This is a genomic window from Desmonostoc vinosum (assembly GCF_059505385.1).
Genome location: NZ_JCACKM010000067.1, coordinates 1 through 26,937, shown reverse-complemented (window position 1 = coordinate 26,937; position 26,937 = coordinate 1). Strand labels below are relative to the sequence as shown.

The following is a 26,937-nucleotide window of genomic DNA, read 5'->3' as shown; positions in this document are numbered from 1 at the left end:
CGAATTACACTACAAAGGATTGTAAAGTAAATAAAAGTACAATCCATTTTCTTGCCATGTTGTGCCTTTGGAATCGATGGGTACTAAGGGGATACCCCAATCAAGACGAACGGTAAAGCGATCGCCTTGTGTCCAGCGTAAACCCAAACCAACGGAGGCGATGGTATTAAATTTGAGATTTTCTCGATTTGAACTGTTCCAGCCTATACCGAAATCGGCAAAGGGGACTATCTGTAATATGCCATCTGTTTCGGGTAGGCGGAGAATTGGTACTTGCACCTCAGCAGAGGCGAAAGTGCCATTATCTGTGAGGTTAAAATCTTGACGATAACCCCGAACACTATCCTGTCCCCCAATACCAAATTGCTCTAAAGGCACAATTTCTGTAGTTGTTAATTGCGTATTTACACGCATTAAAAGTAAGGTTGCAGGAGCTATGAGGCGTGCCCATTGGGCTTGTCCTTGCCAAGAGAAAAATCGACTATCTGGAGCATTTTTATTAATTGTGGCATCGAATGCACCCAGACCCAGGTTAAATTGGGAACGTAGGGCGATGACTTCGCGGCTACTGCGGGATGTCCATTCTTGAAAAAATCGTAGCGCGGATACTTTGGTGCGTCCCTGTTCATCAGCGCCTAATGAGGGGAAAGCTATGCGCTCAAAGTTAATGTAAGTGGCTTCACTTTCCCGACGGGAGGCTGTCAAACCCAAGACAAATTCTTGTGTCGGAGTTTGGATTACGGGTTGGCGAAATGTCAATTCATAATAACGAGACGATGACTCGATATCTAAGATATTGAAAGGCTCTTCAATGACATTGCTGGATGTGGTGCCATAGTTAAAGCTGAGTGTGCCATTGCGAGGGTTGAGAGGCAATGTGTAACCAACATCGAAGGAATTGCTACCGTCGGTGTTGGTATAGCCTAAACTCAGACCATCCCCTAGTCCGAGAAAGTTGGCTTCATTTAATTGTAATCGGCGGCGGAAACTGCCAACACTAGGCGATCGCCCGTTATCCAAAACTACTTGCGCGTTAAAGGTGTTGGCTTCGTTCACAGCCACTTGTAGCACACTTGCACCAGGACGCGATCCCGCTGAGAGTTCAGCGGACAAATTTTTGATCAAAGGATTGAGTTGTAGAAGTTGGAGTGACTCTAACAGACGTTGGCGATTGAGAGGTGGTGATGTGGCGATTTCTAGGCGGCTACGCACATAATTAGAGTTGAGTCGCTGAGTGCCTGTAATTTGGATGTCTTCTAATTTTCCTTCCAGTACTTGAATTTTGACAACACCTGACTGAATAGTCTGAAGTGGAATGTAAGCACCAGAAGTAATGTAACCATTATTAATATATAGTTCAGTAATTTTAGAGCGAGCTTGATATACTTGGGCAAGTGTTATGGGTCGTTTGGTAAATTCAGCTGTAGCTTGGGTTAACTCTGCTGGAGAGAAGACTGTACTACCGATAACTTCAAACCTTTCTACAATGATGGTTTGCGGAACCTTACCAGGTAATGATTCTTCAGGTGTAGAACTGGGAATAGAGGGTGGTAATAGTTCTGCTGGTGGGGGAAGTGGCTGTGGTAGTTGGGGTGAAGGTGATGGCGAAGGCTGCGGTGGCTGGACATCCTGCGGCGGCGGAAATTGTTGAGCAAAGGTAGAGTTTGGAGTTTGTGCTTTGAGGGGTCGAGAATTTGTGCAGCTAAGCATGACAAATACGCTCAGCTGTAACCAAGACGCTGCCAGCTTGATCAGATATTTATCGAACATGATCAGTAGGTCAATGCTATGTAGCCATGAGAGTTGAGATTTGGCAGTATCAGATTAACAATACCAAATAGTGTGGCCTGTTTTTTAGACTTGTCTTTAATAATGGCGATCGCGCAAATTTAGATAACACAGTGCGTTAGGCTAAAGCCATAACACACCCTACTTAAGATTTACTGTTCCCTACCCCGAAGGGGTTTGTTGAGCAAGATTGCGTTCTATTTGCTCAATCGCAGAAAGCCAAACATCATATCCTTCTTGAGACAGATGTAATCCATCTGTGGTCAACTCTAAACGCAAATTGCCTTGAAAATCTATAAACCAATTGTGGATGTTGAGATAATTAGCTCCTTCTTGTTTAGCAATCAGAGCTAATTGTGTATTGAGGTGACGAATCCGGCTATTAGAGATTGTTGGTAGGCGAGTAGGTAAGATTGATTGCAGAATTATCTGAGCTTTGGGATGAGTTTGCCGGAGGTTGCGAAGAATCCGGCGGTGATTACGCGCAATGGCTTGGTCGCTCGCACCTTTGCGGATGTCGTTAATTCCAGCCATCACGTAAATAGCGTCTGGTCGCGTTGCGGAAAATGCCCCTAGTCTTTTGAAAACGCCGTTGGAAGTGTCTCCCGATATCCCCTGATTGAGCCATAATTTCCCAGCAGGTAGTTTTTCTCTGGGGAACCACATGCTTAAAGAATCACCAACCAGAATGCTTAAATGATTTTTACCTTGGCCTTGGGTAATCGCTTTGGCTTCTAAAGCTAATAAACTTTTCCAATCTTCATAGGTGAGTTGCGGTTTTTTGGCTGACTCCGTTAACGATTGTGCCTCACCATCGGTACGTGTATAACTTTGGCCTGTTTTTAGGGCTGCCAATCTTTGGTAATAAAGTTGATAGCCAGAGATCAAAGGAAGATTGACCGGTTGGGTGCTGGGGTTAAGTGACGACTCGGTTAGTTCTGGCGCTCCCTGATGGCTGTATTGTGGTGAAGTGGTGTCAGCGCTGGGGACGTTTTTGGGATCTGGTTTTGGCTGCGAACCTTCTGAGGGTTGCACTGCCTGACTGCTCAACTTGGGAAAGAAGATATTGAAGCGAGGAACAATTTTTTGGCTGATTGGTGGCTGCGAATCTCGTCTGGAATTCCACAGATATCTAGAATTTTCTGGCAAGATAATCGACAGCTGCGGAAGAGCCGATGCTGGTATTGCCAATCCTGTTAACAAGCCTGCTGCCAACAGATAATGGTACCTCATCGTTTTGCCTCTCCTCTAATCACTGCTTTTCCCTATGACAGCATTTGCTGGCTGTATTCAGGAAAAAATTTACTATGGTTAAGTTCTTATTCTCATTTACTCTGTGTAGTTCTGTAAAGCGGGTTCACAAGATTATATTTGACAATTCACAATCTCTTTAAAGCTTGTGTTTACGGATAGCAAATAAGTATTATTTGTCAGGATATTTTTACTCTAAATACTGATTGACATCAGCCTTAAACTTGGGGACTTTTTACCTTGAATATTGCTAACATAGTAAATGTTTATCAATTTCAAAGTTTTGTGGTGATTGCCCTTATGTTGCAGAGGTGAGGGGCGATCGCTTTGTGATATTCTCATCTTCTAATTAAGGGATGCGATCGCATCATTGTGTCAAGCATGGGATTAGTCAGATTAAAAATCCGAGAACTAGCACAAGAAAAAGGATGGACGCTCAAGGAAGTTTCTGACCGTTCTGGAGTAATTTACAGTACAGTAAGAAGCTATGCCCGCCGTTCGGGAATGACAACAGTTGATTTCACTGCTATTCACAAGTTAGCGCGTACTTTTGATGTGATGATTGAAGATTTGGTAGAAATTGTTGAGGAATAGGCGAACACTGTTCAAAACACATACATAATACGACCTCATGCCATGAATCAGCAAGTATAGCTAATGAAAGGGAACAGGGAAAAATCAGCCCCCCACAAGGATGAGTCACTGCGCTGGGGTTCCCCCGTTGTAGCAAGTGGCGTTGGGGTTTCTACCTACCTTTGGAAACAAATATTATTTCGCCCACAAAGGGTGAAGCTTTGAATCTTTAATTTTTTCGTGAAAAAAGGCATAAATCGCGCAAAGCGACTCATGAAATAATTTATTAACTTGGATCTATTGTGTCAGAAAATACAAAGATACAGACATAGTTTTAATATCAAAACTATTTCCTTAAGGTACATAGTTGAAAATCTATGTTTAAATAAGTAACTGTATGTTTAAGCACATTTATGTCAAGTTGTATTTATCTAGAAGAACCTGTTTGGAAGTGCTAATATTTAGGCTAAGTCATTAGTATCTCTTGATTATTTTGTGGCTAGAGCTAGTACAGCGATTGGTGTCAGTCCAGTTATTAAGGAGATTGTGCAAAAACAGGCACATTCTACGCGTTTAACTCTGAAAGAGGTTATTCTCATGGGAATGTTAGCGATTGATAAGTTAGATGATGAAAGCCGCCAAGAGTTAGCAAATCAAGTTCACCAGATGCAGGTAAGTGGTGAAATATGAATTTGCTGACAAAACTTGAAAGTCAAAAGTAAAATTGACTTTTGACTATTAACCAAATCGATAACAACTTCCCTTAACGTAATCCTCATTAATTTCAAAAGATATCCATTGGCGTTGCAAATTTTCGGCAACAAATCCAGTGGTATTAGAACCTGCAAATGGATCTAATACTATATCTCCTTCATCAGTTAAAAATTTGATAAAAAACTCAGCAAACCCTTGAGGAAAACGTGCTGGATGAGGTTTAATTCCTGCTGCTTGACAGCGACGTAAATATGCACTGTTAGACTCTGTGTTGGCAATTTCTAGTAAGTTTGGCGGAATTGCACCCTGGTTATCTTTTTGAAATTTATCAGAAATATCATGTCCACTAGGACGTACTTTCGCCTTATAGCCATTTTTAAGCAATTGCTTCATACTTTGGCTATAAGGCTTTAAAACTTTTCTATTGTCTGCTTTAGGGTTTGGTGTTTTAGATAACCACCAAACTACATTTACCGAATCTTTTACACGAATTCGCCTGATTGTCACCCACTCAGCAGGGGTAGGTAATCGAGATGGATTGTAATGATAGAATTCTTGAGCGAGAAAAAAGCCGACTTCTTTACATAATCTAACTAACAGTTCATATTGATAAATACTGCGTACAGGATTACCAGGAAGGTAAGCACCGCCTAAATCTAGAACAAATGAACCGTTATCTGTCAAGACTCTTTTAAATTCCTCAGCAAAAGGTAAAAACCACTCGATATATTTTTCGGCGCTTTCATTACCGTATGCTTTTTTTCTAGTTAGAGCAAATGGAGGTGAAGTTAGGATTAAATTAATACTGTTGCTATCAATTAATTTAATCAGTTTGAGACTATCACCTAAATATATTGCTCCGTTATTTTGATTATAATAAGGTTGCAAAAATGCTTCTATTTGTAACTTTACTTGTTTTTTGTTCAATTTTTAAAAGGTGAGGAAATTATTATTGCGGATGCCGGATTAGCATCTGCATTTCGTTTGCAACTGTAAGGCAAGCTTTAAGGATTTTTAGGGGTTGATCACTTACTACATCAGACAAAATTTTTCAACCTGCCTGGTACTAAGGTTGTGCGATCGCTCTTGTGCATACCATAAAAACTTTTTTATTAAGATTTGTAAATTTAGCTTGTCATTTTAGTAGTTTATTCAGCCATTATTACTAAGTAAGTGATCAGCAATAAATCGCACATTATATTTACTCTAATCTTAGCCAAAATAAAAGGATAATTTAATGGCTGATTTGGAAAGGCTGCTTAGTGACTTGCCAAATATTATTGATGAACTCAACCTTAATATTGGAAATGACAATCAAATTAAAAATGAAATATTAAAACTGAATAATATTTTAGCAAAATTAAACGATACTCAACAATCGATTGAATCAGAATTAGGATTTGAAAAAATTAAAAATGCAGCAATGGGAGCATTGCCATTTTTAGGAACAGTAGCCAGTTTATTTATTCCTGGTAGATTTTTAGTAGATGCAGTCATTGCTGGTGGTGCAGGATTACTTGTTGAAAAATTAGGAAGTACAGAAGCTGAAATTACCTGAGATGAATTACAGGAAAAAATATTTATATGGGTTGAATGGGTAAATACCCTTAAAGAAATAGCTGAATATCTTTTAAATGATTCAGGAATTCTAACTCAAATCAATAATTATCATCTAAGTGAAAATATAAATAAAAAATTGCAAGAGAAAGAGAAGTTGTCTGTTTATAAAATTAACTATGCTTCTAATAGTACACAGGTAAAAAATTGATTTTATCCTACATGGGATTAAAGTAAAAGGGCGGGCAAGATGCCCACCCCACAAGAAAGAATACAATAATTGAGGTTATTTTGACGTTTGCCAGAAGAAAGGGTAATCTTCTGGGCTTGATGAAAGCCCTGCTTTTACAGGATTTTGTCTGATATATTCCCAATATTGTTGAAACTCTTGGTCATTTCTAACAATTCGGTCGTACCTTTCATCTTGCCAAACTGTTCCTATATGTTTTATCACTTGAGGAATTTGCTTAGCACTATAACCTTTAATACTTTTCATAATACTACTCAATGACCAAAACTCATTTTCAAACTTGAGTAATGGTTGAATGAGCATATGCACATGGTTTATCATAACTACAAAGACAAGTATTTGATATCTGTTTTTATTAAAAAACAAACAGGAATTAAAAACTATTTTTCTAGCTTCTAGGCTAAGTTCTAACTTTTCCCAAGTATTAAAGGTAATGAAATAAACTGCCCCATCTAACTCCCAATGAGGCAATCTTCTCTGAAAAATTCTCAAATTTGTTTCTTGCATTCAGAAGATAAAATTATTTGTAATATTATTGTGGGGTGGGCATCTTGCCCGCCCCTTTCTTTATTTTTCCCATCTTCTGCATCCAAAATTTATAAAAAATCCCCTACCTTACGGCAGGGGATTTTATTACTTACCTACAAAACTAGTAGCCATATCAACCGAACTTACCAGCAGTGGAGGCAATCAAGAAGGCGGCGTAGGTGAGGACGTAGCCAACGGTGAAGTGAGCTAGACCAACTACACGAGCTTGAACGATAGATAGAGCAACGGGCTTGTCTTTCCAGCGAACTAGGTTAGCTAGAGGAGTGCGCTCGTGTGCCCAAACTAGGGTTTCGATCAACTCTTGCCAATAACCTCTCCAGGAGATGAGGAACATGAAGCCGGTAGCCCAAACTAGGTGTCCAAAGAGGAACATCCAAGCCCAGACAGACAGGTTATTCACGCCGTAAGGGTTATAGCCGTTAATTAACTGAGCTGAGTTAGCCCAGAGATAATCACGGAACCAGCCCATGAGGTATGTAGAGTTTTCGTTAAACTGAGCGACGTTACCTTGCCAAATACCTAGATGTTTCCAGTGCCAGTAGAAGGTTAACCAACCTACTGTATTCAATGCCCAGAACAGAGCTAAGTAGAAAGAGTCCCAAGCGGAAATATCGCAAGTACCGCCACGACCGGGGCCGTCGCAAGGGAAGGCGTAACCGAAGTCCTTTTTATCGGGCATCAGTTTGGAACCACGCGCATCCAAAGCACCTTTAACAAGAATCAAGGTGGTGGTATGCAGACCCAAGGCGATCGCATGGTGTACCAAGAAGTCGCCAGGGCCAATTGTTAAGAACAGGGAGTTAGTACCAGCATTAATTGCATCTAACCAGCCAGGTAACCAAACGTTAGCGTAGTTAGGATAAGCTGTGTAAGCAACACTGTCTGGGTTAGACAATAGCACATCCAATCCGTACAGCACTTTACCATTAGCGGCTTGGACGAACTGAGCAAATACTGGCTCAATCAGGATTTGCTTTTCTGGAGTACCAAAAGCAACTACTACGTCGTTGTGAACGTACAAACCGAGGGTGTGGAAGCCCAAGAAAAGGGATACCCAGCTGAGGTGGGAGATAATCGCTTCTTTGTGCTTCAGTACGCGCTCAAGTACGTTGCCTTTGTTTTGTTCGGGGTCGTAATCACGTACCCAGAAGATAGCGCCGTGAGCAAAAGCGCCAACCATCAAAAAGATGGCGATGTATTGGTGGTGCGTGTACAAAGCTGCCTGGGTTGTGTAGTCCTTAGCGATGAACGCATAGGAAGGCATAGAGTACATGTGCTGCGCCACCCATGAGGTAACTACACCCAAACAAGCTAGGTGCCAACCTAATTGGAAGTGGAGAGAGTTGTTGTAGGTGTCGTAAATGCCTTGGTGAGGCATGTTGAACGGGCCTTCAACGGGCTTGCCAAAGAAGGTTTTGGCATTCATCATCTCTTTGATGCTGTGACCAATGCCAAAGTTGGTGCGGTACATGTGACCGGCAACGATGAATAGCACAGCAATCCCTAAGTGGTGGTGAGCGATGTCAGTCAACCACAAAGCTTCTGTCTGGGGATGGAAACCACCTAAAAAGGTGAGAATCGCTGTCCCTGAACCTTGAGATGTGCCAAAAACGTGACCTGCTGTGTCAGGGTTTTGTGCGTAAACAGCCCAGTTACCTGTAAAGAAGGGTGTCAAGCCTGCTGGGTGGGGCAGTGTGGAAAGGAAGTTATCCCAACCAACGTGCTGTCCGCGAGATTCGGGGATCGCAACGTGAATTAAGTGACCTGCCCAAGCCAAAGAGCTAACGCCAAACAAACCTGCCAAGTGGTGGTTCAAGCGAGATTCAGCATTCTTAAACCAAGCGAGGCTAGGGCGGAACTTGGGTTGCAAGTGTAACCAGCCAGCAAACAAGAACACTGATGCAAAGATCAACAGGAAGATTGCACCGTTGTACAGTTCGCTATTTGTCCGCATCCCGATGGTGTACCACCAGTGGTAAATACCAGAGTAGGTGATATTTACTGGATTGCTAGCGCCAGCTTGGGTAAACGCTTCAATTGCTGGTTTACCGAAGTGGGGATCCCAAATCGCGTGGGCGATGGGACGGACATGCAGGGGATCTTTGATCCACTGTTCAAAGTTACCTTGCCAGGCTACGTGGAACAGGAGGCTGGAAGCCCACAGGAAGATGATTGCCAAGTGACCGAAGTGAGTTGCGAAAATCTTTTGGTAAAGATTTTCTTCCGTCATGCCATCATGGCTTTCAAAGTCGTTGCCTGTAGCGATCGCATACCATATCCGACGAGTGGTCGGATCCTGTGCAAGATCCTGGCTAAATTTTGGAAATTTTGTTGCCATAGGTTTAATAAATCCTCTGACCTTTAGCCATCAAGTATCAGTCTTGAGAGTTCTGAGTTTTGAGTGTTGAGCTTTGAGTTTTTACCCAGTACTCATCACTCAGAACTCCGTATCACTGATTGCTACCCTACTGAAAGTATGTGTGCGTGGAAGAATGCCCAAGTGGTGGCAATCCCTCCTAAGAGGTAGTGAGCTACACCTACAGCTCTACCCTGAGTAATGCTCAGAGCGCGAGGCTGAATTGCTGGTGCTACCTTCAGTTTATTATGTGCCCAAACGATGGACTCAATTAGTTCTTGCCAGTAGCCGCGACCGCTGAACAGGAACATTAAGCTGAATGCCCAGACAAAGTGAGCGCCCAGGAACATTAGACCATAGGCAGAAAGCGCACTTCCGTAGGAGTTGATGACCTGTGAAGCTTGCGCCCACAAGAAGTCACGCAACCAGCCATTGATTGTGATGGCACTTTGGGCAAAGTTACCACCAGTGATGTGAGACACATTTCCGGCTGCGTCTACCGTTCCCCAAACATCGGATTGCATTTTCCAGCTAAAGTGGAAAATTACAATTGATATGGAGTTATACATCCAGAAGAGTCCGAGGAATATGTGATCCCAACCAGACACTTGACAGGTACCGCCACGACCGGGGCCGTCGCAAGGGAAACGGAAGCCCAGGTTTGCTTTGTCTGGAATTAGACGAGAGCTACGGGCAAACAGTACACCCTTGAGCAGAATCAAGACGGTGACGTGAATGGTGAAGGCGTGGATGTGGTGAACCAAGAAGTCGGCTGTACCCAAGGCAATGGGCATCATCGCCACTTTCCCGCCTACAGCCAAGATCCCGCCGCCAAAAGCATAGCTTACAGGCTCTAGGGCGTTGGGAGCAGTACCGCCAGGTGCTAGGGTGTGGATGTTTTGTACCCACTGAGCAAACACTGGCTGCAACTGAATTGCTGTATCAGAGAACATGTCTTGGGGACGGCCCAAGGCACGCATGGTGTCGTTGTGAATGTATAGACCGAAGCTGTGGAAGCCAAGGAAAATACACACCCAGTTGAGGTGAGAAATAATCGCATCCCGGTGACGAATCACCCGATCCAGTACGTTGTTTTGGTTCAGGACTGGATCGTAATCTCGCACCATGAAGATCGCTGCGTGAGCCGCTCCACCTACAATCAAGAAACCGCCGATCCACATGTGGTGAGTGAATATGCACAACTGTGTAGCGTAATCAGTTGCCAAATATGGGTACGGGGGCATCGCGTACATATGGTGCGCGATGATGATGGTTAGCGAACCCAAGAAGGCTAAGTTGGTGCCTAATTGAGCGTGCCAAGAGGTGGTCATGTTTTCGTAGAGACCCTTGTGACCTTCGCCGGTGAAGGGGCCTTTGTGGTTTTCGAGGATCTCTTTAATGCTGTGACCAATGCCCCAGTTGGTGCGATATTGGTGTCCAGCGATGATAAACAGGACTGCGATCGCCAAGTGGTGATGAGAGATATCTGTCATCCACAAGCCGCCCGTTACTGGGTTTAGACCGCCCTTGAAGGTCAAAAAGTCAGCATACTGACCCCAATTCAAGGTGAAGAATGGTGTTATGCCAGCAGCAAAGCTAGGATACAGCTCGGTTAACAAGTCTTTGTTCAAGATGAACTCATGGGGCAAGGGGATGTCCTTGAGAGCAACACCTGCGTCCAAAAGCTTGTTAGTTGGTGCAGACACATGAATCAAGTGACCAGCCCATCCCAAAGAACCACAACCTAGCAACACTTGCAGGTGGTGATTCAGCATCGACTCTACATTCTGGAACCATTCCAGTTTGGGAGCGCGCTTATGGTAGTGGAACCAGCCAGCAAACAGAAACAAGCCTGCTAACACCAAGCCGCCTATGGCGGTGCAGTAAAGCTGGAATGAGTTGGTGATACCCCAACCACGCCATACTTGGAACAAACCTGAGGTGATTTGAATACCGTGGAAACCACCGCCAACATCACCGTTTAAGATGTCTTGTCCCACAATGGGCCAAACAACCTGGGCACTTGGCTTCACGTTCAACGGGTCGGTTAGCCAAGCTTCATAGTTGGAGAACTTCGCGCCGTGGAATATCATCCCGCTCAACCAGATTGTCACCACAGCCAAGTGGCCGAAGTGTGCTGCGAATATCTTGCGGGATATGTCTTCTAAATCGCTGGTATGTGTATCAAAATCATGGGCGAGGGCATGTAGGTTCCAAATCCATGTGGTGGTTTTTGGACCTCTGGCTAAAGATCTGTCGAAGTGACCTGGTTGTGCCCATCTCTCAAATGAGGTAGGTACTGGGTCATTATCAACAATCACTCGTGCCTTTTTTTCCTCTCGCTCCGGAGGACTTATTGTCATTCGACCTCCTCTCTTGATAAGGAATGAGGAATCATGAATACCACAAAGAGAACCGTTCTCGCTTGATCCAGTAGTGTTACCGGAGCCGCGATGGAAGACCCTGTGTGGAGAGTTGTTTCTGTTGAATTATAGAGTCTTCACTTGTACATTGTTGGAGACATTTTAACAATAATTCAAAATCCCTGAAATATTTGTCTGTTCTGCTTTTGAAGTCAAGCTAATGTCCAAAAAGTCAATAGATTCTCTATTTAATTTACAAAGAATAACAATTCGTAAAAATTATGGTTTTGGGGGCTGGGGATTGGGGACTGGGGGCTGGGGATTGGGGACTGGGGGCTGGGGATTGGGGACTGGGGACTGGGGGCTGGGGATGAGGGAGATGAGGGAGATGAGGGGGATGAGGGGGATGAGGAGAATATAACCAATGACAAAGGACAAATGATAATTAACGCCTCCAATCCCCAATTCCCAATTCATGTTTGGTATGAATTAAGTTTTGAAACTTTTGTCAATTGGTAGGTAGTGCCAAAACAATGATTTTGGGCGAATCTCAAAACCCTTGTAGAATAAGAGGCGTTTTTGATTCACATCAGGCGTAATTCCCAGTCCCCAATCCCCAATCCCCAGTCCCCAATCCCCCTTTTGGGCTATAGTTCCCTATGGGCGGTTTGAGGCAAAATAATCCTGAGATACTGGGTGGATAGCATGAAATTGTGTCAGAAACGGGTGTCAGCGAAACTTCCCCCTGGAAGATCACTGTTTTTCAGGTGGGTAATAACCTTAGTATTAGTCTTAACTTTAGCCAGTTGTGGCGAGAAGGCTGGTAGTCAAGAAGTATCTTATGGTCAAGGAGAAAGCACTTCACAAGTTTCGCAAGTTTCTAAGCAATTTTCGGAAGTTCCTCCACCAACTGTTATCCAAGAACTGCGCCCAAGTTTGGAAGTTTATCAACCACAGGTGGCAATTATTACGCCACAACCTGATGAAGTTTTGCAAGACGATAAAGTTACAGTCAGCTTACAAGTTAAAGATTTACCAATATTTATAGATCCAAAATTAGAACTAGGGCCTCATCTCAATGTAATTCTGGATAATCAGCCTTATATACCTGTGTATGACCTGAATCAACCCCTAGTTTTGTCAGACTTGACTCCAGGGACTCACACTCTACGTGTTTTTGCTTCTCGCCCTTGGCATGAAAGTTTTAAGAATGAAGGTGCTTATGCTCAGGCAACGTTTCATGTGTTTACTAAAACTGACGACAATAATCCTGATCCCAGCTTACCCTTACTAACTTACAGCCATCCTCAAGGCAACTATGGAGCGGAACCAATTTTACTGGACTTTTACTTAACTAATGCTCCTCTGCATCTTGTTGCTCAAGAAAATGCAGACGATAAAATTAGTGATTGGCGCATCCGTTGCACAATCAATGGTGAAAGCTTCATTTTTGACCGCTGGCAAGCAGTTTACCTTAAGGGCTTCCAACGTGGTAAAAACTGGATGAAACTAGAATTTCTGGATAATCAAGGCAATCCTGTAAAAAATGACTTCAACACAACAGTTAGATTGATTAACTACCAACCCAAAGGTAAAGACACTCTAGCGAAAATTGTCAGAGGAGAACTGAAAGCGAATCAAGTGCGTGGCATTGTGGGGCAAAGTTATACTGTCAAACCATCAGTTATTCAACCCACGCCCACGCCTAGTGTGGAAATAACTCCAGAACCAGAGGTAGAAGAAAAACAGCCCACGCCAGAAACTGAAGTCCCAGAAGTACCTCAAATACAGCCAACTGAAACACCACAACTAGAGGTAACGCCTCAACCTCAAGCAACTGAGTTACCCAAAAAAGAAACCCCTGAGCCTGAAAAACCAAGATTTGGGGGATTTTTCAACCGTCGCTCTCGTCCTAGTGTTCAGCCATCCCCTAGCTTACCTCCCACATTGCCAGAGGTTATTGAGTCACCCATACCACAACTAACTCCGCCGCTACCAGAGATAACACCTACACCTCAAAAGAGTGAATTACCAGAAAAACAGGTAATTGAACAACCAGAAATCACACCTGCACCTCAGAAAAGTGAATTACCAGAAATACAGATAATTCAGCCAGAAAAGAAGAAATTTGGCAAATTTTTTCAGCGTCAGCCAAGTCCTAGTTTATCTCCTACACCAACAGAAGTTATTGAACCTCCTGTACCGCAATCAACTACACCATCAGTAGAAATTACTCCAGAACCAAAACCAGAGGTTACTAATAAGCAGGAAACAGGGAGTAAGGAGCAAGGGGAAACCGTAGAAATTACTCCAGAAGCAAAGCCAGAGGTATCTAAAGCACCTGAATCAACGCCGATTCCAGAAAAACCTAAATTTTGGGGATTTTTCCAACGCCGTCCCCGCCCCACGCCAGAACTATCACCCGTTGTATCTCCAACATTACCAGAGATTATTGAGTCTCCTGCACCCCCAGAGTTAGAAAATACAGCACAACCTCAACAACAGAAACCCGTGATTGTGAAATGAAAGGGAATAGGGAATGGTGAATGGGGGAAGAAATATTTTCATGCTTGAGTTGTGTGATTTATCGCGTCAACTTTTAGCTAAATATGCTGAGCTGTAATCTCCGGGATAAAGTCTCAACTAAGACGATCGCAGCTATGGGATTACCTGTATCATCTAAGGCAGGACTATAACAGGCGATCGCACCTTCACCCGGTACTATTGCTAACAACCCCCCACTAATACCAGATTTCATTGGTAAACCAATTTTCACTGCATATTGAGCAGAATCTGCATATAAACCGCAGGTCAACATGACGGCGTTGACGATTTGACGCTGTTCTAAGTTTAATAAGCCACTCTCACAAGCCAGAAGTTTTCCTAGAAGAGATAAATCTGCTACTCGTCCCGATAAACAGCATATTTGCTCGTAAGTGTCAATAGCTGTTTCGAGATTTTCGAGATGTCCTTTTTCAGTAAGATAATTAGCGATCGCTCGATTAACTTTTGAGTTTGCAGCTCTGACTGAGGCTAGCATGACCTCATCTAGCTGTAGCTGACAACCTGCTAATTGATTGAGCCATTGACATAATTTTTGAGTGCGATCGCGAGCATCTTTTCCTGGTAGTTTATCAGCAAGAGCGATCGCCCCACTATTAATCATCGGATTGCGAGGATATCCACCATCGGCGGCTAATTGCTCGATAGAATTGAAAGGCGCATCTGATGGTTCAACCCCAACCCATCTAAGAACGCTTTCAGTTCCTAAATGTTCTAACAAATAGAGTAAAGAAAAAGGTTTAATAACACTCATCAGCGGAAATACACAATTTGTATCTCCTTGGCTGTAAGTTTGCCCAAATTTACAAACAACTTGAACCGCAAACCATCGGGGATCAGCCAAAGCTAATTGCGAAATGCGTTCAGTAACCCGTCCTTTGATAGTTTCAGTTTTAGCTTGTTGCACCCACGTGAGTAACTCAGTGTTGGTCAGTGTGTTAAGTGCTTTCATTGAATGGGGAATGGGGAGTGGGGAATAAGGAATTGTTAGATAAATAATTGTCCAAAATTACGAATTACGTTAGCGTTAGCGGTAGCAACGAAGGAGCGTCATTACGAATTACGAATTAATTATGCCTCGTGTTAGAGCGCCAGAATTACCTCAAGATTATCTGTGGTTGAATACAGATAAACCCTTATCTATTAAGCAGCTTAAGGGCAGAATTATCATCTTAGATTTTTGGACGTACTGTTGTATTAATTGTCTGCATATTTTGCCATATTTAAAATATTTAGAACGAAAATATCAAGATAGCTTAACAGTTATTGGTGTTCATTCAGCCAAATTTGATAATGAACAGGAAAGCGAAAATATTCGCCAAGCGATTCTTCGATATGACATTGAACATGCAGTTTTAGTTGATCAAGGCTTTCGGGTTTGGCAAGAGTATGCTGTACGCGCATGGCCAACATTAATGATTATTGACCCGGAAGGTTATGTAATTCACTATGTTTCTGGCGAGGGTAAGCGTGAGTTTTTAGATCAATTCATTCAACAGTTAATTGATCAACACCGTGAGCAAGGTACGATTAATTTTCAAGAACTCAGCTTGACTTTAGAAAAACAGCACCAACCTTTAATTACACCGCTAGCTTTCCCGGGAAAAGTTTTAGCTACAAATGCGGGTTTATTCATCGCTGACTCTGGACATCATCGAATTGTCATGAGTAATTTTGATGGAGGAATTTTACATCTAATTGGTACTGGAGAATCTGGTTTTATAGATGGTGGGTTTCATGAAGTACAGTTTTTTGCACCCCAAGGGATGGCATTTGATGGAAAAACTCAAATTCTTTATGTTGCTGATACAGAAAATCATGCTGTGCGGCAAGTTGATTTCAAACGCCAGGTAGTTGAAACTATCGCGGGGACGGGTGAACAAAGCCGTAATATCCATCCTCACGGGGGTGTTGGTTTAGGAACTGCGTTGAATTCTCCTTGGGATTTGGTGAAAGTAGAGAATACTTTGTTTATTGCCATGGCGGGGCCTCATCAAATCTGGGAAATGAATCTAGCAACTGGCATAATTAAAACTTATGCTGGTACTGGTGCAGAAGCTTGTGTTGATGGTTCGCTGATCGAATCTACTTTTGCTCAACCTAGTGGCATAACTACAGATGGTCAGGAATTATACATTGCTGATAGTGAGGTCAGTTCCATTCGTGGTGTGGGAGTAGTGGAACCGTACCAAGTACGGACTGTTTGCGGTAGTGGAGAGTTATTTGGCTTTGGCGATGTTGATGGACGAGGTTTTGATGTGCGTTTGCAACATTGTTTGGGAGTGGAATATATACAGAATTACATTTGGGTAGCTGATACCTACAATCACAAAATTAAATTAGTCAGTCCCAAGACAGGAAATTGTCAAACAGTTTTAGGTGATGGTTCTGTTGGTTTGCAAGATGGACAAGGTAAAAATTCGCGCTTTTTTGAACCTTCAGGATTGAGTGCGATCGCCTCACATCTATATATTAGTGATACCAATAACCATGCCATACGCCGCGTAGATTTAAATACCCTAGAGGTAACGACGCTACAATTTCCTGGTTTATGTGCGCCAAATGTTTGCGTACCAGTTTAGGGAGTGGGGAGTGGAGGGGACGCGGGGACGCGGGGACGCGGGGACACGGAGAATAATCAATAACAAATGACAATTCCCCAGTCCCCAGTCCCCAGTCCCCAGTCCCCAGTCCCTAATTTCAAACTACAACAAAGTTATTCTGTGTCAGTGTAGTGGTATCAAATCCAGTGAGAGTTGCAAGAATTTGATTACCGACACGGATATCGCTGCCAGAAAATGTCAAATTGTTGAAGGTCAGACCACCAGATAAGCCGAGTTTATCACTTTGACCTAAGTTAAAGTCGGTAATGATATCTCTGCCAGCGGCTTTAGCTAATACAAAGATGTCGCTATCTAAACCACCTGTGAGAGTATCATCATTTTTACCGCCATTGAGAATATCGTTACCGGCATCGCCCAAGAGTAAGTCTTGACCCCTACCTCCCGAAAGGATGTCGTTACCGTCGCCACCATAGAGTTTATCATCGCCGTTGTCGCCTTCTAAGCGATCGTTATTAGCTTCACCGCGCAGTTCGTCTTGACCAGTACCACCATAGAGTTTATCGTCTCCGGTACCGCCATAAAGTTTATCGTCTCCATTACCGCCGACGAGGGTATCGTTACCAGCGTTGCCGTAAATGGTATCTTGACCGTTAAGACCGTTGATAATGTCGTTGCCGCTGGTACCGTTTAGCGTATCGTTGTTGTTAGTACCGTTGAAATTTATCCCTACTGCGACTGTGACTAAACCAAGGTCAGTGCCGCCGTTGCCGTCGCTAACGGTGTAGTTGAAGCTAGCGTTACCACTAAAGTTTGTAGCTGGGGTAAAGACGACATTACCGCTGTTATTTAAAGCAACAGTTCCGTTAACGGCGTTACTAACACTAATAACACTTAAAACACCACCGTCTACATCAGTATCGTTAACGAGAAGTTCAGCGCTTGTCAGGGTAATCTGCGTGTTGCGATTGCTGCTGAAACTGTCATCACCTGCTACAGGGGGATCGTTGACAGGAGTTACTGTCAGGTTAAAAATGTCATCGATACTAGCATTACTCGTATCGGTAGCAGTGACTTTGATACTAATAGTACCGATATCTGGGTCGCTGGGTGTGCCACTAAAGGTAAGGCTATTGGAGTCAAAGCTTAGCCATGAGGGCAAAGGGTTGCCGTTAGCTAGGGCAGCACTATAAGTTAGCTGGTCGTTGGCATCGATATCAATAAAGGTATTAGCGGGGATTTGAAAGCTAAAGAAACCGTCTTCTAGAGTTGTTTGGTTGGCGATCGCCTGTACCAAAGTTGGTGTATCGTTAACTCCAGTAACAGTAATACTAACGATAGCGTCGTCTGTACCCCCTTGACCATCGTCGATAGTATAGGTAAAACTATCGTTTTGAATTTGCCCAACACCTAAAGTATCAAACTGTCCATTGACATTGTAGTCAAAGCTACCATCACTATTAAGGGTGAGAATAGCACCTGATGTCAGTGTAATGGGTGTACCGACTCCAGTTGTATTGCCATTGACTTTAGACACACTCAAGCTATCACCGTCGGGGTCGCTATCTAAGCCGCTGCCGTTATCAGCCAAAACGTTTCCTGTGAAAGTTGTGTTTTCATTAGTAGAGAAGCTATCGTCATTGGCAATGGGACTAGTGTTTTGCACTTCATAGGCACCAATATCTACTATGCTGCCCTGAATTCTGCTGTAACCTGTACCACGTTGGTCTGTAGTAATTTCACTAGGAATGAAGACGTTATTACCAGCGTTAATTGCCGGACTGTTGAGGATTAAAGCATGAGTAGCTGTAGACCCACCGTTGTTTGCTAAAGCTGCAAGTCCGGGGTTGGCGTTAACAATGTCGGTACCAGTACCGATGGTTCCTGATACACCTGCGATCGTGCCAATGAGGTTATGGGCATTGCCTGTAATATTGCCATAAATATCAGGCGCTTCGTTACTAGTATCAAAGTTGCCGGCAATGATGGTGTTTTGGGCATTAAAACTGCCACTACTGCTGCTAAAAACTCCCCCACCGTCGCCTGAACCACTGTTATCGCTATCAGCTGTGTTATTGCTCAGGGTGCTATTACTGATTATAACTGTGCTAAATAAGCCTGCTAAGAAGCTATCAAAAACACCAATACCACCACCGTTGTCGCCTGCTGTGTTGCCAGAAATAGTACTGTTAATGAGGTTGAGAGTGCTACCAGCATTAGCAATGCCACCAGAGGATACTGTCGCTTGATTACCAGAGATAGTGCTATTAATTAAGGTCAGTGTGCCACCTGCGCTATTACCAATGCCAGCACCGTTTGACGCTGTGCTGTCGCTAATGCTGCTATTGGTGATAATTAGAGTGCTACCAAAATTATTGATTGCTCCACCAGAACCAAACTCATTTTTACCTTCAGTAATAGTTAAAGCGTCAATAGTGACATTCTTACCACTTGTACTAATAGAGAATACCCTAGATGTATTATTACCACTGATTGCCAGGTTAGAAGCTCCAGTTCCTTCTAAGTCTACATCATCGGTAATTTCCAATTCTCCAGATGTGAGGGTGATAGTATCTGGATTAGTATCACTAAAGATATCACCTGCAAAAGTGATTGTATCAGCACCAGCAGCTGCATTAGCATCTAAAAGAGCTTGACGTAATGAGCCAGAGCCACTATCGTCAGTGTTATTTACGGTAAAAATAGCCATAGAAATACTTTCCTTGTGCAAACAAAGGTTTGTGCTACTAATAGCAAAGCTATCCCTCTAGCTAAGTCGTGAGAGAACCTTAATGTTGTAGTTGCAATGGTTGCAATTATCGATTGGACATGAATTACTGAATAGCATTCACCGAGACTGTTGCCTCGGAGGTAACAGGGAACTCTTAACAGGGAACAGTAAACTTTTGTTGTCTCATTCCTTAATCGAATCAGCCTCCTTTTTTAAAGTGAAATGTGATTGGGAGAGGATTTAGACCCTTCCTATTCCCTGTTTCCTGTTGTCTTTAAGTCCAAATATGTTTTTTTTGTTAATGTCAACAGCAAAGGTTTATGCACCTTAATAAATCAAATTAAGGCGACGCTTTTTCAGTGCTAGGGAATTTTGTTGAGCTTTTTACAAAAGCTATTCTCAAAAATACAGTGATTTTTTTATTTGAGCAAGGAATTTACCGTAATATCAGGTTTTTTAATGAAAAGCTTGGTTTATCACTTTATATGCCTGCATATTGAGATTAAGACGTACAATGGCACGTCTCTAGATAATTTTGGTTTAGCTATGCTCAATAAAAACAGATATTTGGTTGTGCTGAATATACACTTTTACTTATATATAGCACTCCTATTTAATTTGGTGAAAAAACTCTGTACACCGCGAAAAGGTTAATAAGTTCCGTGGGTATAAGTCCCCCGGTTCAATAATCGGCAAGTTTTATGTTGGGGTCTTACAAAGTTGAGGCAGTGTGATCTTGGGGAGCCACTGCGTTGGACGGGTTTCCCGGATTGAAGCAAGTGGCGTGGTTTCCCCCATGAACAACTGCCGTCAGTGAGGAGGAAACCCAAAGAGTGACTTTGCGCTCAATCCCCATTACAAAACTTAATTACGCGCTTCGCAGCGGTAGCGAGTCCGCGATAGCGTCATTACGAATTACGAATTACTATAGACCACATTTATTCTTGCGACATAACATATAGTTACGAACATGTCCTAACGCTAGGGCTGTCGCTCCTGATACTGTAGTCAAACGCTCGCCTTCTTCACCTAAAATCTCGTGACCGATAATTGCAGTGACGAGCAAAAGTGCTAAACCCAAAATGCCAAACATGATTACTATACGGTCTTGATGACGACGACAACCTTGGGTGAGGGCCAACACACTTATGGGAAAGACGAACCATAAAAGAAGACGGTGAAAGTCTTCGTTACCAAGAAAAGTTGTTCCCAGTACAGGAAGCATAATGACAATAACTGGTAAAAATAGACAGTGAATTGCACATGCGGTAGAAAGTAAAATCGCAGTTCTATCCATCAACATCTGCATTTTGCTGCTTCGCACAAGTGGTACTCCTTGATTTGATTATTTTGCTGATTGGTGAAGTTTATAATCTCTAATAGGTGGCATTGTAACCCAAATCTTGCACTAATTTTTCTAAACAATTCAGATTTTCGAGTTTTGAGAAAATATGCAATTAATAATTTTTGATATTGACGGAACACTCACCAATACTAATCAAATCGATGCAGATTGTTTTATCCAGGCCTTTGATTTAGAGTTTGGAATTGCTGATATCAACACAAATTGGGCGGAGTACACATACATTACAGATTCTGGACTAGCTCAAGAAATTTTTCGAGAAAAATTAGAACGTGTTGCTTTAGATGAAGAGTTATTCAGGCTAAAAAGATGTTTTGTTAATTTACTTGAGGAAGTATTTACAAATGATCAAGATTTATGTAAAGAAATTACTGGAGCGACAAACTTATTAGTTGAATTACAGAAACTTTCTGTTTGGCGCGTTGCGATCGCCACTGCTGGTTGGGGTGAATCTGCTAAACTGAAACTGCAAAAAGCGATGTTACCAATAGCAGGTCTGCCGTTGGCTTCGGCTGATGATGGTCTTTCACGCGCTGATACTCTCAATGCCGCTATTTTCAAGGCTAAAAATGTTTATCAAGTTGATGATTTTGAGAAAATTGTTTTTGTTGGTGATGGTGTTTGGGATGTGTAAGCAGCTGCCCAATTGGATATTTGTTTTATTGGTGTAGGTAATGATCAAGTAGGAAAGAAGTTGTTGATGACGGGTGCTAAATGTGTCATTAATGATTTTGTTGATGTAAATCATTTTTTAGAATTATTACAAATAGCGGCAGTTCCAACAATGGCTATGCATACTATCTTCCACATCACAAGAATTGCCCAATGGGAAGCAGCAAAAAATCTCGGTTACTATCGTGGTGACACGCTGGATACTGAAGGTTTTATTCATTGTTCAAAGGCAACGCAAGTAGTTAAGGTTGCTAATAGGTTTTTTTGTAATCAAAGGGATTTGGTGTTACTTTGCATTGATTCTCATAAGGTTCGGGCAGAAATTCGCTATGAAGCGGCGGAGGTGGATGAGGTATTTCCTCATATTTATGGGGAGTTGAATGTTGATGCTGTGTATGATGTGGTTGATTTTGAGGCTGGAGAGGAGGGGTTTTTTGAGTTGCCAATTGAGGTTGTGGGGTGACGAACCGCAGAGGCGCAGAGGAGGAGAGATGAGCGAGGAATTTAATGTGGGGGAGTATGTTGATTGGATGGGGTTGTTGTTAGATTTACGGTTGCAGGATGAGTATCGGGATGGGGTGGTGGCAAATTTTGAGAGAATAATGGCGCTCGCTAATTTGGTAAATGAGTTTTCTTTGCCTGAAGATGTGGAGGTTGCACCAGTTTTTGAACCATGAATGATGCGGTGTCAATTGCGGCGGCTGTACGTGCAGGTGAGGTGAAAGCGGTGGATGTAGTTCGGGCTACTTTGGCAAGAATTGCGGCACGGGATGAGGAAGTTAATTGTTTTACGGCTGTAATTGCTGAGGCGGCTTTGGCGGATGCTGCGCGTGTGGATGCCGAAGTGGCAGCAGATAATGATGTGGGAATGCTTGCTGGTGTCCCTTTTGCAGTGAAAAATCTGTTTGATGTTGCTGGTTTAGTAACTTTGGCGGGGTCGAAAATTAATGCAGAGAATCCCCCAGCTAGTCAAGATGCCACAGCGGTTGCCAAGCTGAAACAAGCGGGTGCAGTGTTGGTTGGCGCTTTAAATATGGATGAGTATGCTTATGGGTTTGTGACGGAAAACTCTCATTATGGTGCAACTCGTAATCCTCATGATGTGCTGCGGGTGGCTGGGGGTTCTTCTGGTGGTTCGGCGGCGGCGGTGGCTGCTGGGTTGGTGCCGTTGACACTGGGTTCTGATACTAATGGTTCGATTCGGGTTCCGGCTGCTTTGTGTGGTGTTTTCGGTTTTAAGCCAACTTATGGCAGGTTGTCTCGTGCTGGGGTAACTTTATTTTCTAGCAGTCTTGACCATGTGGGGCCGTTTGCTGGTTCGGTTAGGGATATTGCTACTGCTTTTGATGTGCTGGTGGAAAAAGACGATCGCTATCTTGTTGGTACATCTTTACATCAGAATATCTCTGATATGAGGGTTGCGATCGCTGATGACTATTTTACTCAAAGTGCAGCACCGGAAGCGTTGGCAGCAGTACAACAAGTTGCAGCCGCTTTGAATGTGACTCAGTATATAACTATACCAGAAGCACATCGCGCCCGCGCGGCGGCGTTTGTGATTACAGCTTGTGAGGGGGCAAATCTGCATTTAGATAAATTGCGATCGCGTCCTGAAGATTTTGATCCTGCAACACGCGATCGGTTTTTAGCTGGGGCATTAATTCCTAGTAGTTGGTATCTGCAAGCACAACGGTTTCGCAGATGGTATCGCGATCAAGTGCGAGAGGTTTTTCAAAATGTTGATATCATTCTTGCCCCTACTACACCAATTTCTGCACCCTTAATTGGTCAACAAACGATGATTTTAGATGGCGAAGAAATTCTGATTCGTCCTCATTTGGGGTTATTTACACAACCATTGTCTTTCATTGGTTTACCTGTTTTATCAGTACCAATTCAGCGTCCAAATAGTCTACCTTTGGGTGTGCAATTAATCGCAGCACCATATAATGAAGCTTTAATTTTGAGGGTTGCGGCTGTTTTAGAGGCAAGGGGTATAGTTTCAGCACCAGTGGTTTTTAATCGTTGACTAAATACTTGTTTACAACAGTTTCAGCATTCATGACGACAGCTTAAACCGTGGTAATAATAGCTTTAGTTTTCCAAATGATGGCTTTTGATATAACAACAAAAGGTATTGCTGAACTAATTACGAGTTATGACTACACTGTTTCAAAAGCAGGTGGATAAACAACTTTACCTCGATACTTTTGTTGATAACTTTTTAGAGGTTTGACCATGAATACATCCTCTGGCACTGGAAAGGGAGATGTAATTTGATAATTAACAGATGGTTGAAAACCAAAGCGGTTATAAAATTGGGGATGCCCTAATACAATAACTATGGCTTCTTTTTTGGTATCTGCTATTTTTAACCCAGCTTCCACTAGTGCGCTACCAATTCCCTTTCTCTGAAACTCTGGACGAACAGCCACAGGTGCTAAACCAAGCACTTGTAGAGTTTCTGTATCTACCAAATCAATATAACTGAAAAGAATATAACCAACTACAATATTCTCCACCTCTGCAACTAGAGAAAGTTCGGGAATATATCGGTCAGAACGACGAATTTCTTCAACAAGTCTAGCCTCATTTTCCTGCCCAAAAGCTAATACTTTCACCTCAGTAATTGCTGAGTGGTCTTGTAGAGTTTCACAACGAATATTCATTTAATATCAATTCCATAAAAACCCAATTTGCCTGATACTCTAGAGGAATCTCACTATTTCCATCATAAGATTTAATATCTCTAAAACCCACTGAACGATAAAGCATCTGTGCTTCCTTAGCATAAGGTGCAGTATCTAGACAAATCTTAAAGTAACCAATTTGCACAGCTTGATTAATAATAGCCGTTAATAAAGACCGACCGATACCTTTCCTTTGAAACCCTGGTCTGACATACATCCTCTTAATCTCACCAACATCCTGATTAATCTTACGCAAACAAGCACACCCAGCGATTTGGGCATCATATTCTCCCAGTAACAAGCGTCCTTCAGGTGGTGTAAATTGGTATAGTTTAGCCATATCTTGCTCCCAGAATTTATTCACATCAAAACTAATACCAAACTCGCGGCTAAACTTTAAATTACTATAGTTAAGATACTCCCAAAACAATTCTCCAACATAAGACCTATACTCATCAGTCTCTACTTGCAAAACTCTGATTAACATCCACTCACTTACATAATTCTAAATTGGCGTCTTTGGCGTTCTTGGTGAGTCCAGCTCCCGTCTTGGCGGTTTCCGTCATGATGGGGGACTGGCAAACCCGGAGGACGGTTCGTTAAAAAAGTAAATTCAGCAAAACTCACATCAAATGCTAACAATTCCCCTCATCGATTTTTCCCCCTTCACCAAAGACACCAGAACTAAACAAACCGTAGTCAAACAAATCTACCAAGCTTGTCACCAAATAGGCTTCATGTACTTACAAAATCCACGAATATCACAAAACCTCACTGACCAAGTATTTGCACAAAGCAAATCTTTCTTTAACCTCCCCCTAGAAATCAAACAAAAGCTAGCATGGAACAATGAATTTAGTAATATAGGTTACGTTGGCATTGAAAGAGAACGCCTTAACCCCAACAATCCAGGCGATCTCAAAGAAGCATTTAATATAGGTAAAATCAGATATATTTCCTTAGCTAATTCCCTAGCAAATAATCCTGATCTTCTCACCTTTTATGAAACTTGCACAGAACTAGCCAACACCGTTTTACAAGCATTCGCCCTAGCATTAGAACTAAGAGAAGATTTTTTTACAATCAAGCATAATCAACAAAATCATACCTTGCGATTGCTACATTATCCCCCATTGCAGACACCACCCAAACCAGGACAAGTGCGTGCTGGTGAACATTCCGATTATGGCAGCATTACCTTACTTTTCCAAGATAAAATTGGTGGCTTAGAAGTGCAAACAACATCTGGAGAATGGATTGCAGCCCCCTTTATTGCTGATACAGTAGTAGTGAATACAGGCGACTTAATGCAACGCTGGACAAATCATGTATTTTGCTCAACCAAGCATCGAGTCATGATTCCCAACGACAGCAGAGTTAAACAATCACGATATTCCATGGCATTCTTCTGTCATCCTAACGATGATACAGAAATTGCTTGTCTTGAAAGTTGTCAAACACAACCACCCATATATCCGCCCATCCTAGCAGGTGAATATCTTTTGCAACGTTTGCAAGCAACTTATTAAAAAATATGAGAACCTACGAATGGATTGTGATTGGTGGTGGAATTACAGGTGCTGCACTCGCCTACGAATTAGCAAAAGTAGGCTTTTCTGTACTGTTACTAGAGCAACATGTTACACCACAGAACGCTACTCGTTATAGTTATGGTGGGCTGGCCTATTGGTCAGGAACTACACCCATAATTCGCCAACTATGTGCAGAAGCGATCGCACGTCATCGTATTTTATCCCAAGAACTAGACGCCGATACACAGTTTCGTGAATTAGATTTATTACTCACCATCGCGGCTAACGACGACCCAGAAACAATTGCAGCAGCTTACGCCCATGTTGCCATACCACCCCGTTTACTCAGTATAAAGGAAGCCTGCGACTTAGAACCATTATTGAACCCAGAGGCGATCGCAGGTGCGTTAACTGTCAAACATGGACACATCCATCCCGAAAAAACAACACAAGCTTACATCCAAGCCTTTCTCAGGATGGGGGGTGAAATAGAGATTACCCAAGCATTGCAAATATCGGATGATGGTGTGCAAAGTAACACCACAACTTACCTCAGCGACAACATAGCCATATGTGCAGGTGGACTCAGCCGTCAGCTATTAAAATCAGCGGGTATTCCCATCAAACTATATTTCACCCACGCTGAAGTCATCGAAACCCCACCCGTCGATGTAAAGTTACGCACCTTAATCATGCCAGCTAACTTACAAAGATTTCAACTAGAAACCAATTCTACCCAAAATGATCAACCGTGGAACGAACCAGGCAAAGAACTATTACCACCGATATTAGATCCAGGTGCAATTCAATTTCAAGATCATAGTTTACGCTTAGGTCAAATTAGTCGCGTTCTCACAGATCCTCATGCGAAAGTCAACGCAAAAGAAAGTGAAACATGGTTGCGAAAAAGCATTACACAAATCTTACCATCCTTGGGCAATCTCCCAGGAACATGGCATCATTGCCTAGTAGCATTTAGCAACAACCGCTTACCCTTAATTGGTGCAATTCCCCAATCTCCAAACATTCATCTTTTCTCAGGATTCAGCAATCCCCTAGTCATGGTGTCACCCCTAGCCAAACACTTCGCCAACTTCGCAGCCACCAAACAAGACGAAATTATCACCCAAATAAGCTGTTCCATATATAACTTGCATAATTAGGGCGGGCAAGATGCCCACCCCACAAGAGTTTTATTTAATTTGATTATGTAATTTAGATGTTTTTTAGCTTATCTGCTATGTAAACCCTAGACAAGTCTAGACATTACTACGAACCCATCAGAATTAATGGGACAGACCACTCCCTGGTTCTATAATCGGCAAGTTTTGTGTTGGGGTTAAATCCCCATTACAAAACTTAATTACGAATTACGCGCTTCGTAGCGGTAGCGAGTCATCGATAGCGTTAGCGTTAGCGAAGCGG

At 42.7% G+C, this 26,937-nt stretch carries 22 protein-coding genes; 11 read left to right on the top strand and 11 right to left on the bottom strand.

Going from position 1 to position 26,937, the window contains the following annotated elements; translation table 11 throughout:
- Positions 1-9: 9 nt before the first annotated feature.
- Both AC5JMF_RS11895 and AC5JMF_RS11890 read right to left on the bottom strand, forming a co-directional pair.
- On the bottom strand, positions 10-1,770 hold the full coding sequence (locus tag AC5JMF_RS11895) for a ShlB/FhaC/HecB family hemolysin secretion/activation protein (RefSeq protein ID WP_495795922.1): 1,761 nt from the start codon (positions 1,768-1,770) through the stop codon (positions 10-12).
- Between the two features lie 180 nt (positions 1,771-1,950).
- Complete coding sequence (locus AC5JMF_RS11890) at positions 1,951-3,021, bottom strand: SGNH/GDSL hydrolase family protein (protein ID WP_495795921.1); 1,071 nt, start codon at positions 3,019-3,021, stop codon at positions 1,951-1,953.
- A gap of 399 nt (positions 3,022-3,420) precedes the next feature.
- Between AC5JMF_RS11890 and AC5JMF_RS11885 the strand changes: the two genes are divergently transcribed.
- The gene (locus AC5JMF_RS11885) at positions 3,421-3,633 is read left to right on the top strand and encodes a helix-turn-helix domain-containing protein (protein WP_495795920.1); all 213 of its coding nucleotides are present in this window, start codon (positions 3,421-3,423) and stop codon (positions 3,631-3,633) included.
- 474 nt (positions 3,634-4,107) lie between these two features.
- On the top strand, positions 4,108-4,302 hold the full coding sequence (locus tag AC5JMF_RS11880; RefSeq protein ID WP_495795919.1) for a hypothetical protein: 195 nt from the start codon (positions 4,108-4,110) through the stop codon (positions 4,300-4,302).
- A gap of 48 nt (positions 4,303-4,350) precedes the next feature.
- Here AC5JMF_RS11880 and AC5JMF_RS11875 read toward each other — a convergent pair whose 3' ends face one another.
- The gene (locus AC5JMF_RS11875; RefSeq protein ID WP_495795918.1) at positions 4,351-5,253 is read right to left on the bottom strand and encodes a DNA-methyltransferase; all 903 of its coding nucleotides are present in this window, start codon (positions 5,251-5,253) and stop codon (positions 4,351-4,353) included.
- 310 nt (positions 5,254-5,563) lie between these two features.
- On the opposite strand from AC5JMF_RS11875, the gene AC5JMF_RS11870 reads away from it, so the two are divergent.
- On the top strand, positions 5,564-5,884 hold the full coding sequence (locus AC5JMF_RS11870; protein WP_495795917.1) for a hypothetical protein: 321 nt from the start codon (positions 5,564-5,566) through the stop codon (positions 5,882-5,884).
- A 285-nt stretch (positions 5,885-6,169) separates the two neighbouring features.
- On the opposite strand, the gene AC5JMF_RS11865 is transcribed toward AC5JMF_RS11870, so the two are convergent.
- The 3 genes from AC5JMF_RS11865 to psaA all read right to left on the bottom strand — a co-directional run bounded on the left by AC5JMF_RS11865 (position 6,170) and on the right by psaA (position 11,401).
- The gene (locus AC5JMF_RS11865; protein ID WP_495795916.1) at positions 6,170-6,640 is read right to left on the bottom strand and encodes an REP-associated tyrosine transposase; all 471 of its coding nucleotides are present in this window, start codon (positions 6,638-6,640) and stop codon (positions 6,170-6,172) included.
- A gap of 154 nt (positions 6,641-6,794) precedes the next feature.
- Entirely contained in the window at positions 6,795-9,020 is a 2,226-nt protein-coding gene (gene psaB / locus AC5JMF_RS11860) for a photosystem I core protein PsaB (RefSeq protein WP_495795915.1), read from the bottom strand.
- A gap of 122 nt (positions 9,021-9,142) precedes the next feature.
- Positions 9,143-11,401: a photosystem I core protein PsaA gene (psaA, locus tag AC5JMF_RS11855; protein ID WP_495795914.1), complete on the bottom strand. Its 2,259-nt coding sequence runs from the start codon at positions 11,399-11,401 to the stop codon at positions 9,143-9,145.
- A gap of 705 nt (positions 11,402-12,106) precedes the next feature.
- On the opposite strand from psaA, the gene AC5JMF_RS11850 reads away from it, so the two are divergent.
- A complete protein-coding gene (locus tag AC5JMF_RS11850) occupies positions 12,107-13,927 on the top strand; it encodes a hypothetical protein (RefSeq protein ID WP_495795913.1) in 1,821 nt (606 codons plus the stop codon).
- A 73-nt stretch (positions 13,928-14,000) separates the two neighbouring features.
- On the opposite strand, the gene AC5JMF_RS11845 is transcribed toward AC5JMF_RS11850, so the two are convergent.
- A complete protein-coding gene (locus AC5JMF_RS11845) occupies positions 14,001-14,915 on the bottom strand; it encodes a glutaminase (RefSeq protein ID WP_495795912.1) in 915 nt (304 codons plus the stop codon).
- 118 nt (positions 14,916-15,033) lie between these two features.
- Between AC5JMF_RS11845 and AC5JMF_RS11840 the strand changes: the two genes are divergently transcribed.
- The gene (locus AC5JMF_RS11840) at positions 15,034-16,545 is read left to right on the top strand and encodes a thioredoxin-like domain-containing protein (RefSeq protein ID WP_495795931.1); all 1,512 of its coding nucleotides are present in this window, start codon (positions 15,034-15,036) and stop codon (positions 16,543-16,545) included.
- Positions 16,546-16,663: 118 nt separating this feature from the next.
- Here AC5JMF_RS11840 and AC5JMF_RS11835 read toward each other — a convergent pair whose 3' ends face one another.
- Both AC5JMF_RS11835 and AC5JMF_RS11830 read right to left on the bottom strand, forming a co-directional pair.
- Positions 16,664-19,234, bottom strand: a complete 2,571-nt coding sequence (locus AC5JMF_RS11835) for an Ig-like domain-containing protein (RefSeq protein WP_495795911.1) — start codon at positions 19,232-19,234, stop codon at positions 16,664-16,666.
- A 946-nt stretch (positions 19,235-20,180) separates the two neighbouring features.
- Positions 20,181-20,579, bottom strand: coding sequence for a MerC domain-containing protein (locus AC5JMF_RS11830; protein ID WP_495795910.1), 399 nt, complete (start codon positions 20,577-20,579; stop codon positions 20,181-20,183).
- 127 nt (positions 20,580-20,706) lie between these two features.
- On the opposite strand from AC5JMF_RS11830, the gene AC5JMF_RS11825 reads away from it, so the two are divergent.
- The 4 genes from AC5JMF_RS11825 to AC5JMF_RS11810 are packed head-to-tail and all read left to right on the top strand — an operon-like array spanning position 20,707 to position 23,319.
- The gene (locus tag AC5JMF_RS11825) at positions 20,707-21,252 is read left to right on the top strand and encodes an HAD family hydrolase (RefSeq protein WP_495795909.1); all 546 of its coding nucleotides are present in this window, start codon (positions 20,707-20,709) and stop codon (positions 21,250-21,252) included.
- 12 nt (positions 21,253-21,264) lie between these two features.
- Positions 21,265-21,753: a DUF952 domain-containing protein gene (locus AC5JMF_RS11820; protein ID WP_495795908.1), complete on the top strand. Its 489-nt coding sequence runs from the start codon at positions 21,265-21,267 to the stop codon at positions 21,751-21,753.
- A 28-nt stretch (positions 21,754-21,781) separates the two neighbouring features.
- Entirely contained in the window at positions 21,782-21,967 is a 186-nt protein-coding gene (locus tag AC5JMF_RS11815; RefSeq protein ID WP_495795907.1) for a DUF4089 domain-containing protein, read from the top strand.
- Entirely contained in the window at positions 21,964-23,319 is a 1,356-nt protein-coding gene (locus AC5JMF_RS11810) for an AtzE family amidohydrolase (protein WP_495795906.1), read from the top strand. The genes AC5JMF_RS11815 and AC5JMF_RS11810 overlap by 4 nt, the downstream gene beginning before the upstream one ends.
- 133 nt (positions 23,320-23,452) lie before the next feature.
- Here the strand turns inward: AC5JMF_RS11810 and AC5JMF_RS11805 are convergent, their stop codons facing one another.
- Both AC5JMF_RS11805 and AC5JMF_RS11800 read right to left on the bottom strand, forming a co-directional pair.
- Positions 23,453-23,959: a GNAT family N-acetyltransferase gene (locus AC5JMF_RS11805; RefSeq protein ID WP_495795905.1), complete on the bottom strand. Its 507-nt coding sequence runs from the start codon at positions 23,957-23,959 to the stop codon at positions 23,453-23,455.
- Positions 23,943-24,467, bottom strand: a complete 525-nt coding sequence (locus tag AC5JMF_RS11800) for a GNAT family N-acetyltransferase (protein WP_495795904.1) — start codon at positions 24,465-24,467, stop codon at positions 23,943-23,945. Before AC5JMF_RS11800 ends, AC5JMF_RS11805 begins: the two co-directional genes overlap by 17 nt.
- 145 nt (positions 24,468-24,612) lie before the next feature.
- Between AC5JMF_RS11800 and AC5JMF_RS11795 the strand changes: the two genes are divergently transcribed.
- Both AC5JMF_RS11795 and AC5JMF_RS11790 read left to right on the top strand, forming a co-directional pair.
- The gene (locus tag AC5JMF_RS11795) at positions 24,613-25,509 is read left to right on the top strand and encodes an isopenicillin N synthase family dioxygenase (protein ID WP_495795903.1); all 897 of its coding nucleotides are present in this window, start codon (positions 24,613-24,615) and stop codon (positions 25,507-25,509) included.
- Positions 25,510-25,514: 5 nt separating this feature from the next.
- Positions 25,515-26,675 (top strand): NAD(P)/FAD-dependent oxidoreductase, encoded by a 1,161-nt coding sequence (locus AC5JMF_RS11790; RefSeq protein WP_495795902.1) that lies wholly within the window; start codon positions 25,515-25,517, stop codon positions 26,673-26,675.
- The last annotated feature ends 262 nt before the right edge of the window (positions 26,676-26,937 follow it).

Bases quoted from the DNA above. Each gene is read 5' to 3' on its own strand.
- AC5JMF_RS11795 (WP_495795903.1), top strand. From the start codon at position 24,613: ATGCTAACAATTCCCCTCATCGATTTTTCCCCCTTCACCAAAGACACC.
- AC5JMF_RS11810 (WP_495795906.1), top strand. From the start codon at position 21,964: ATGAATGATGCGGTGTCAATTGCGGCGGCTGTACGTGCAGGTGAGGTG.
- AC5JMF_RS11805 (WP_495795905.1), bottom strand. From the start codon at position 23,959: ATGAATATTCGTTGTGAAACTCTACAAGACCACTCAGCAATTACTGAG.
- AC5JMF_RS11845 (WP_495795912.1), bottom strand. From the start codon at position 14,915: ATGAAAGCACTTAACACACTGACCAACACTGAGTTACTCACGTGGGTG.
- AC5JMF_RS11800 (WP_495795904.1), bottom strand. From the start codon at position 24,467: ATGTTAATCAGAGTTTTGCAAGTAGAGACTGATGAGTATAGGTCTTAT.
- psaA (WP_495795914.1), bottom strand. From the start codon at position 11,401: ATGACAATAAGTCCTCCGGAGCGAGAGGAAAAAAAGGCACGAGTGATT.
- AC5JMF_RS11870 (WP_495795917.1), top strand. From the start codon at position 5,564: ATGGCTGATTTGGAAAGGCTGCTTAGTGACTTGCCAAATATTATTGAT.
- AC5JMF_RS11885 (WP_495795920.1), top strand. From the start codon at position 3,421: ATGGGATTAGTCAGATTAAAAATCCGAGAACTAGCACAAGAAAAAGGA.
- AC5JMF_RS11835 (WP_495795911.1), bottom strand. From the start codon at position 19,234: ATGGCTATTTTTACCGTAAATAACACTGACGATAGTGGCTCTGGCTCA.
- AC5JMF_RS11790 (WP_495795902.1), top strand. From the start codon at position 25,515: ATGAGAACCTACGAATGGATTGTGATTGGTGGTGGAATTACAGGTGCT.
- AC5JMF_RS11895 (WP_495795922.1), bottom strand. From the start codon at position 1,770: ATGTTCGATAAATATCTGATCAAGCTGGCAGCGTCTTGGTTACAGCTG.
- AC5JMF_RS11890 (WP_495795921.1), bottom strand. From the start codon at position 3,021: ATGAGGTACCATTATCTGTTGGCAGCAGGCTTGTTAACAGGATTGGCA.
- psaB (WP_495795915.1), bottom strand. From the start codon at position 9,020: ATGGCAACAAAATTTCCAAAATTTAGCCAGGATCTTGCACAGGATCCG.
- AC5JMF_RS11815 (WP_495795907.1), top strand. From the start codon at position 21,782: ATGAGCGAGGAATTTAATGTGGGGGAGTATGTTGATTGGATGGGGTTG.
- AC5JMF_RS11850 (WP_495795913.1), top strand. From the start codon at position 12,107: ATGAAATTGTGTCAGAAACGGGTGTCAGCGAAACTTCCCCCTGGAAGA.
- AC5JMF_RS11865 (WP_495795916.1), bottom strand. From the start codon at position 6,640: ATGCAAGAAACAAATTTGAGAATTTTTCAGAGAAGATTGCCTCATTGG.
- AC5JMF_RS11825 (WP_495795909.1), top strand. From the start codon at position 20,707: ATGCAATTAATAATTTTTGATATTGACGGAACACTCACCAATACTAAT.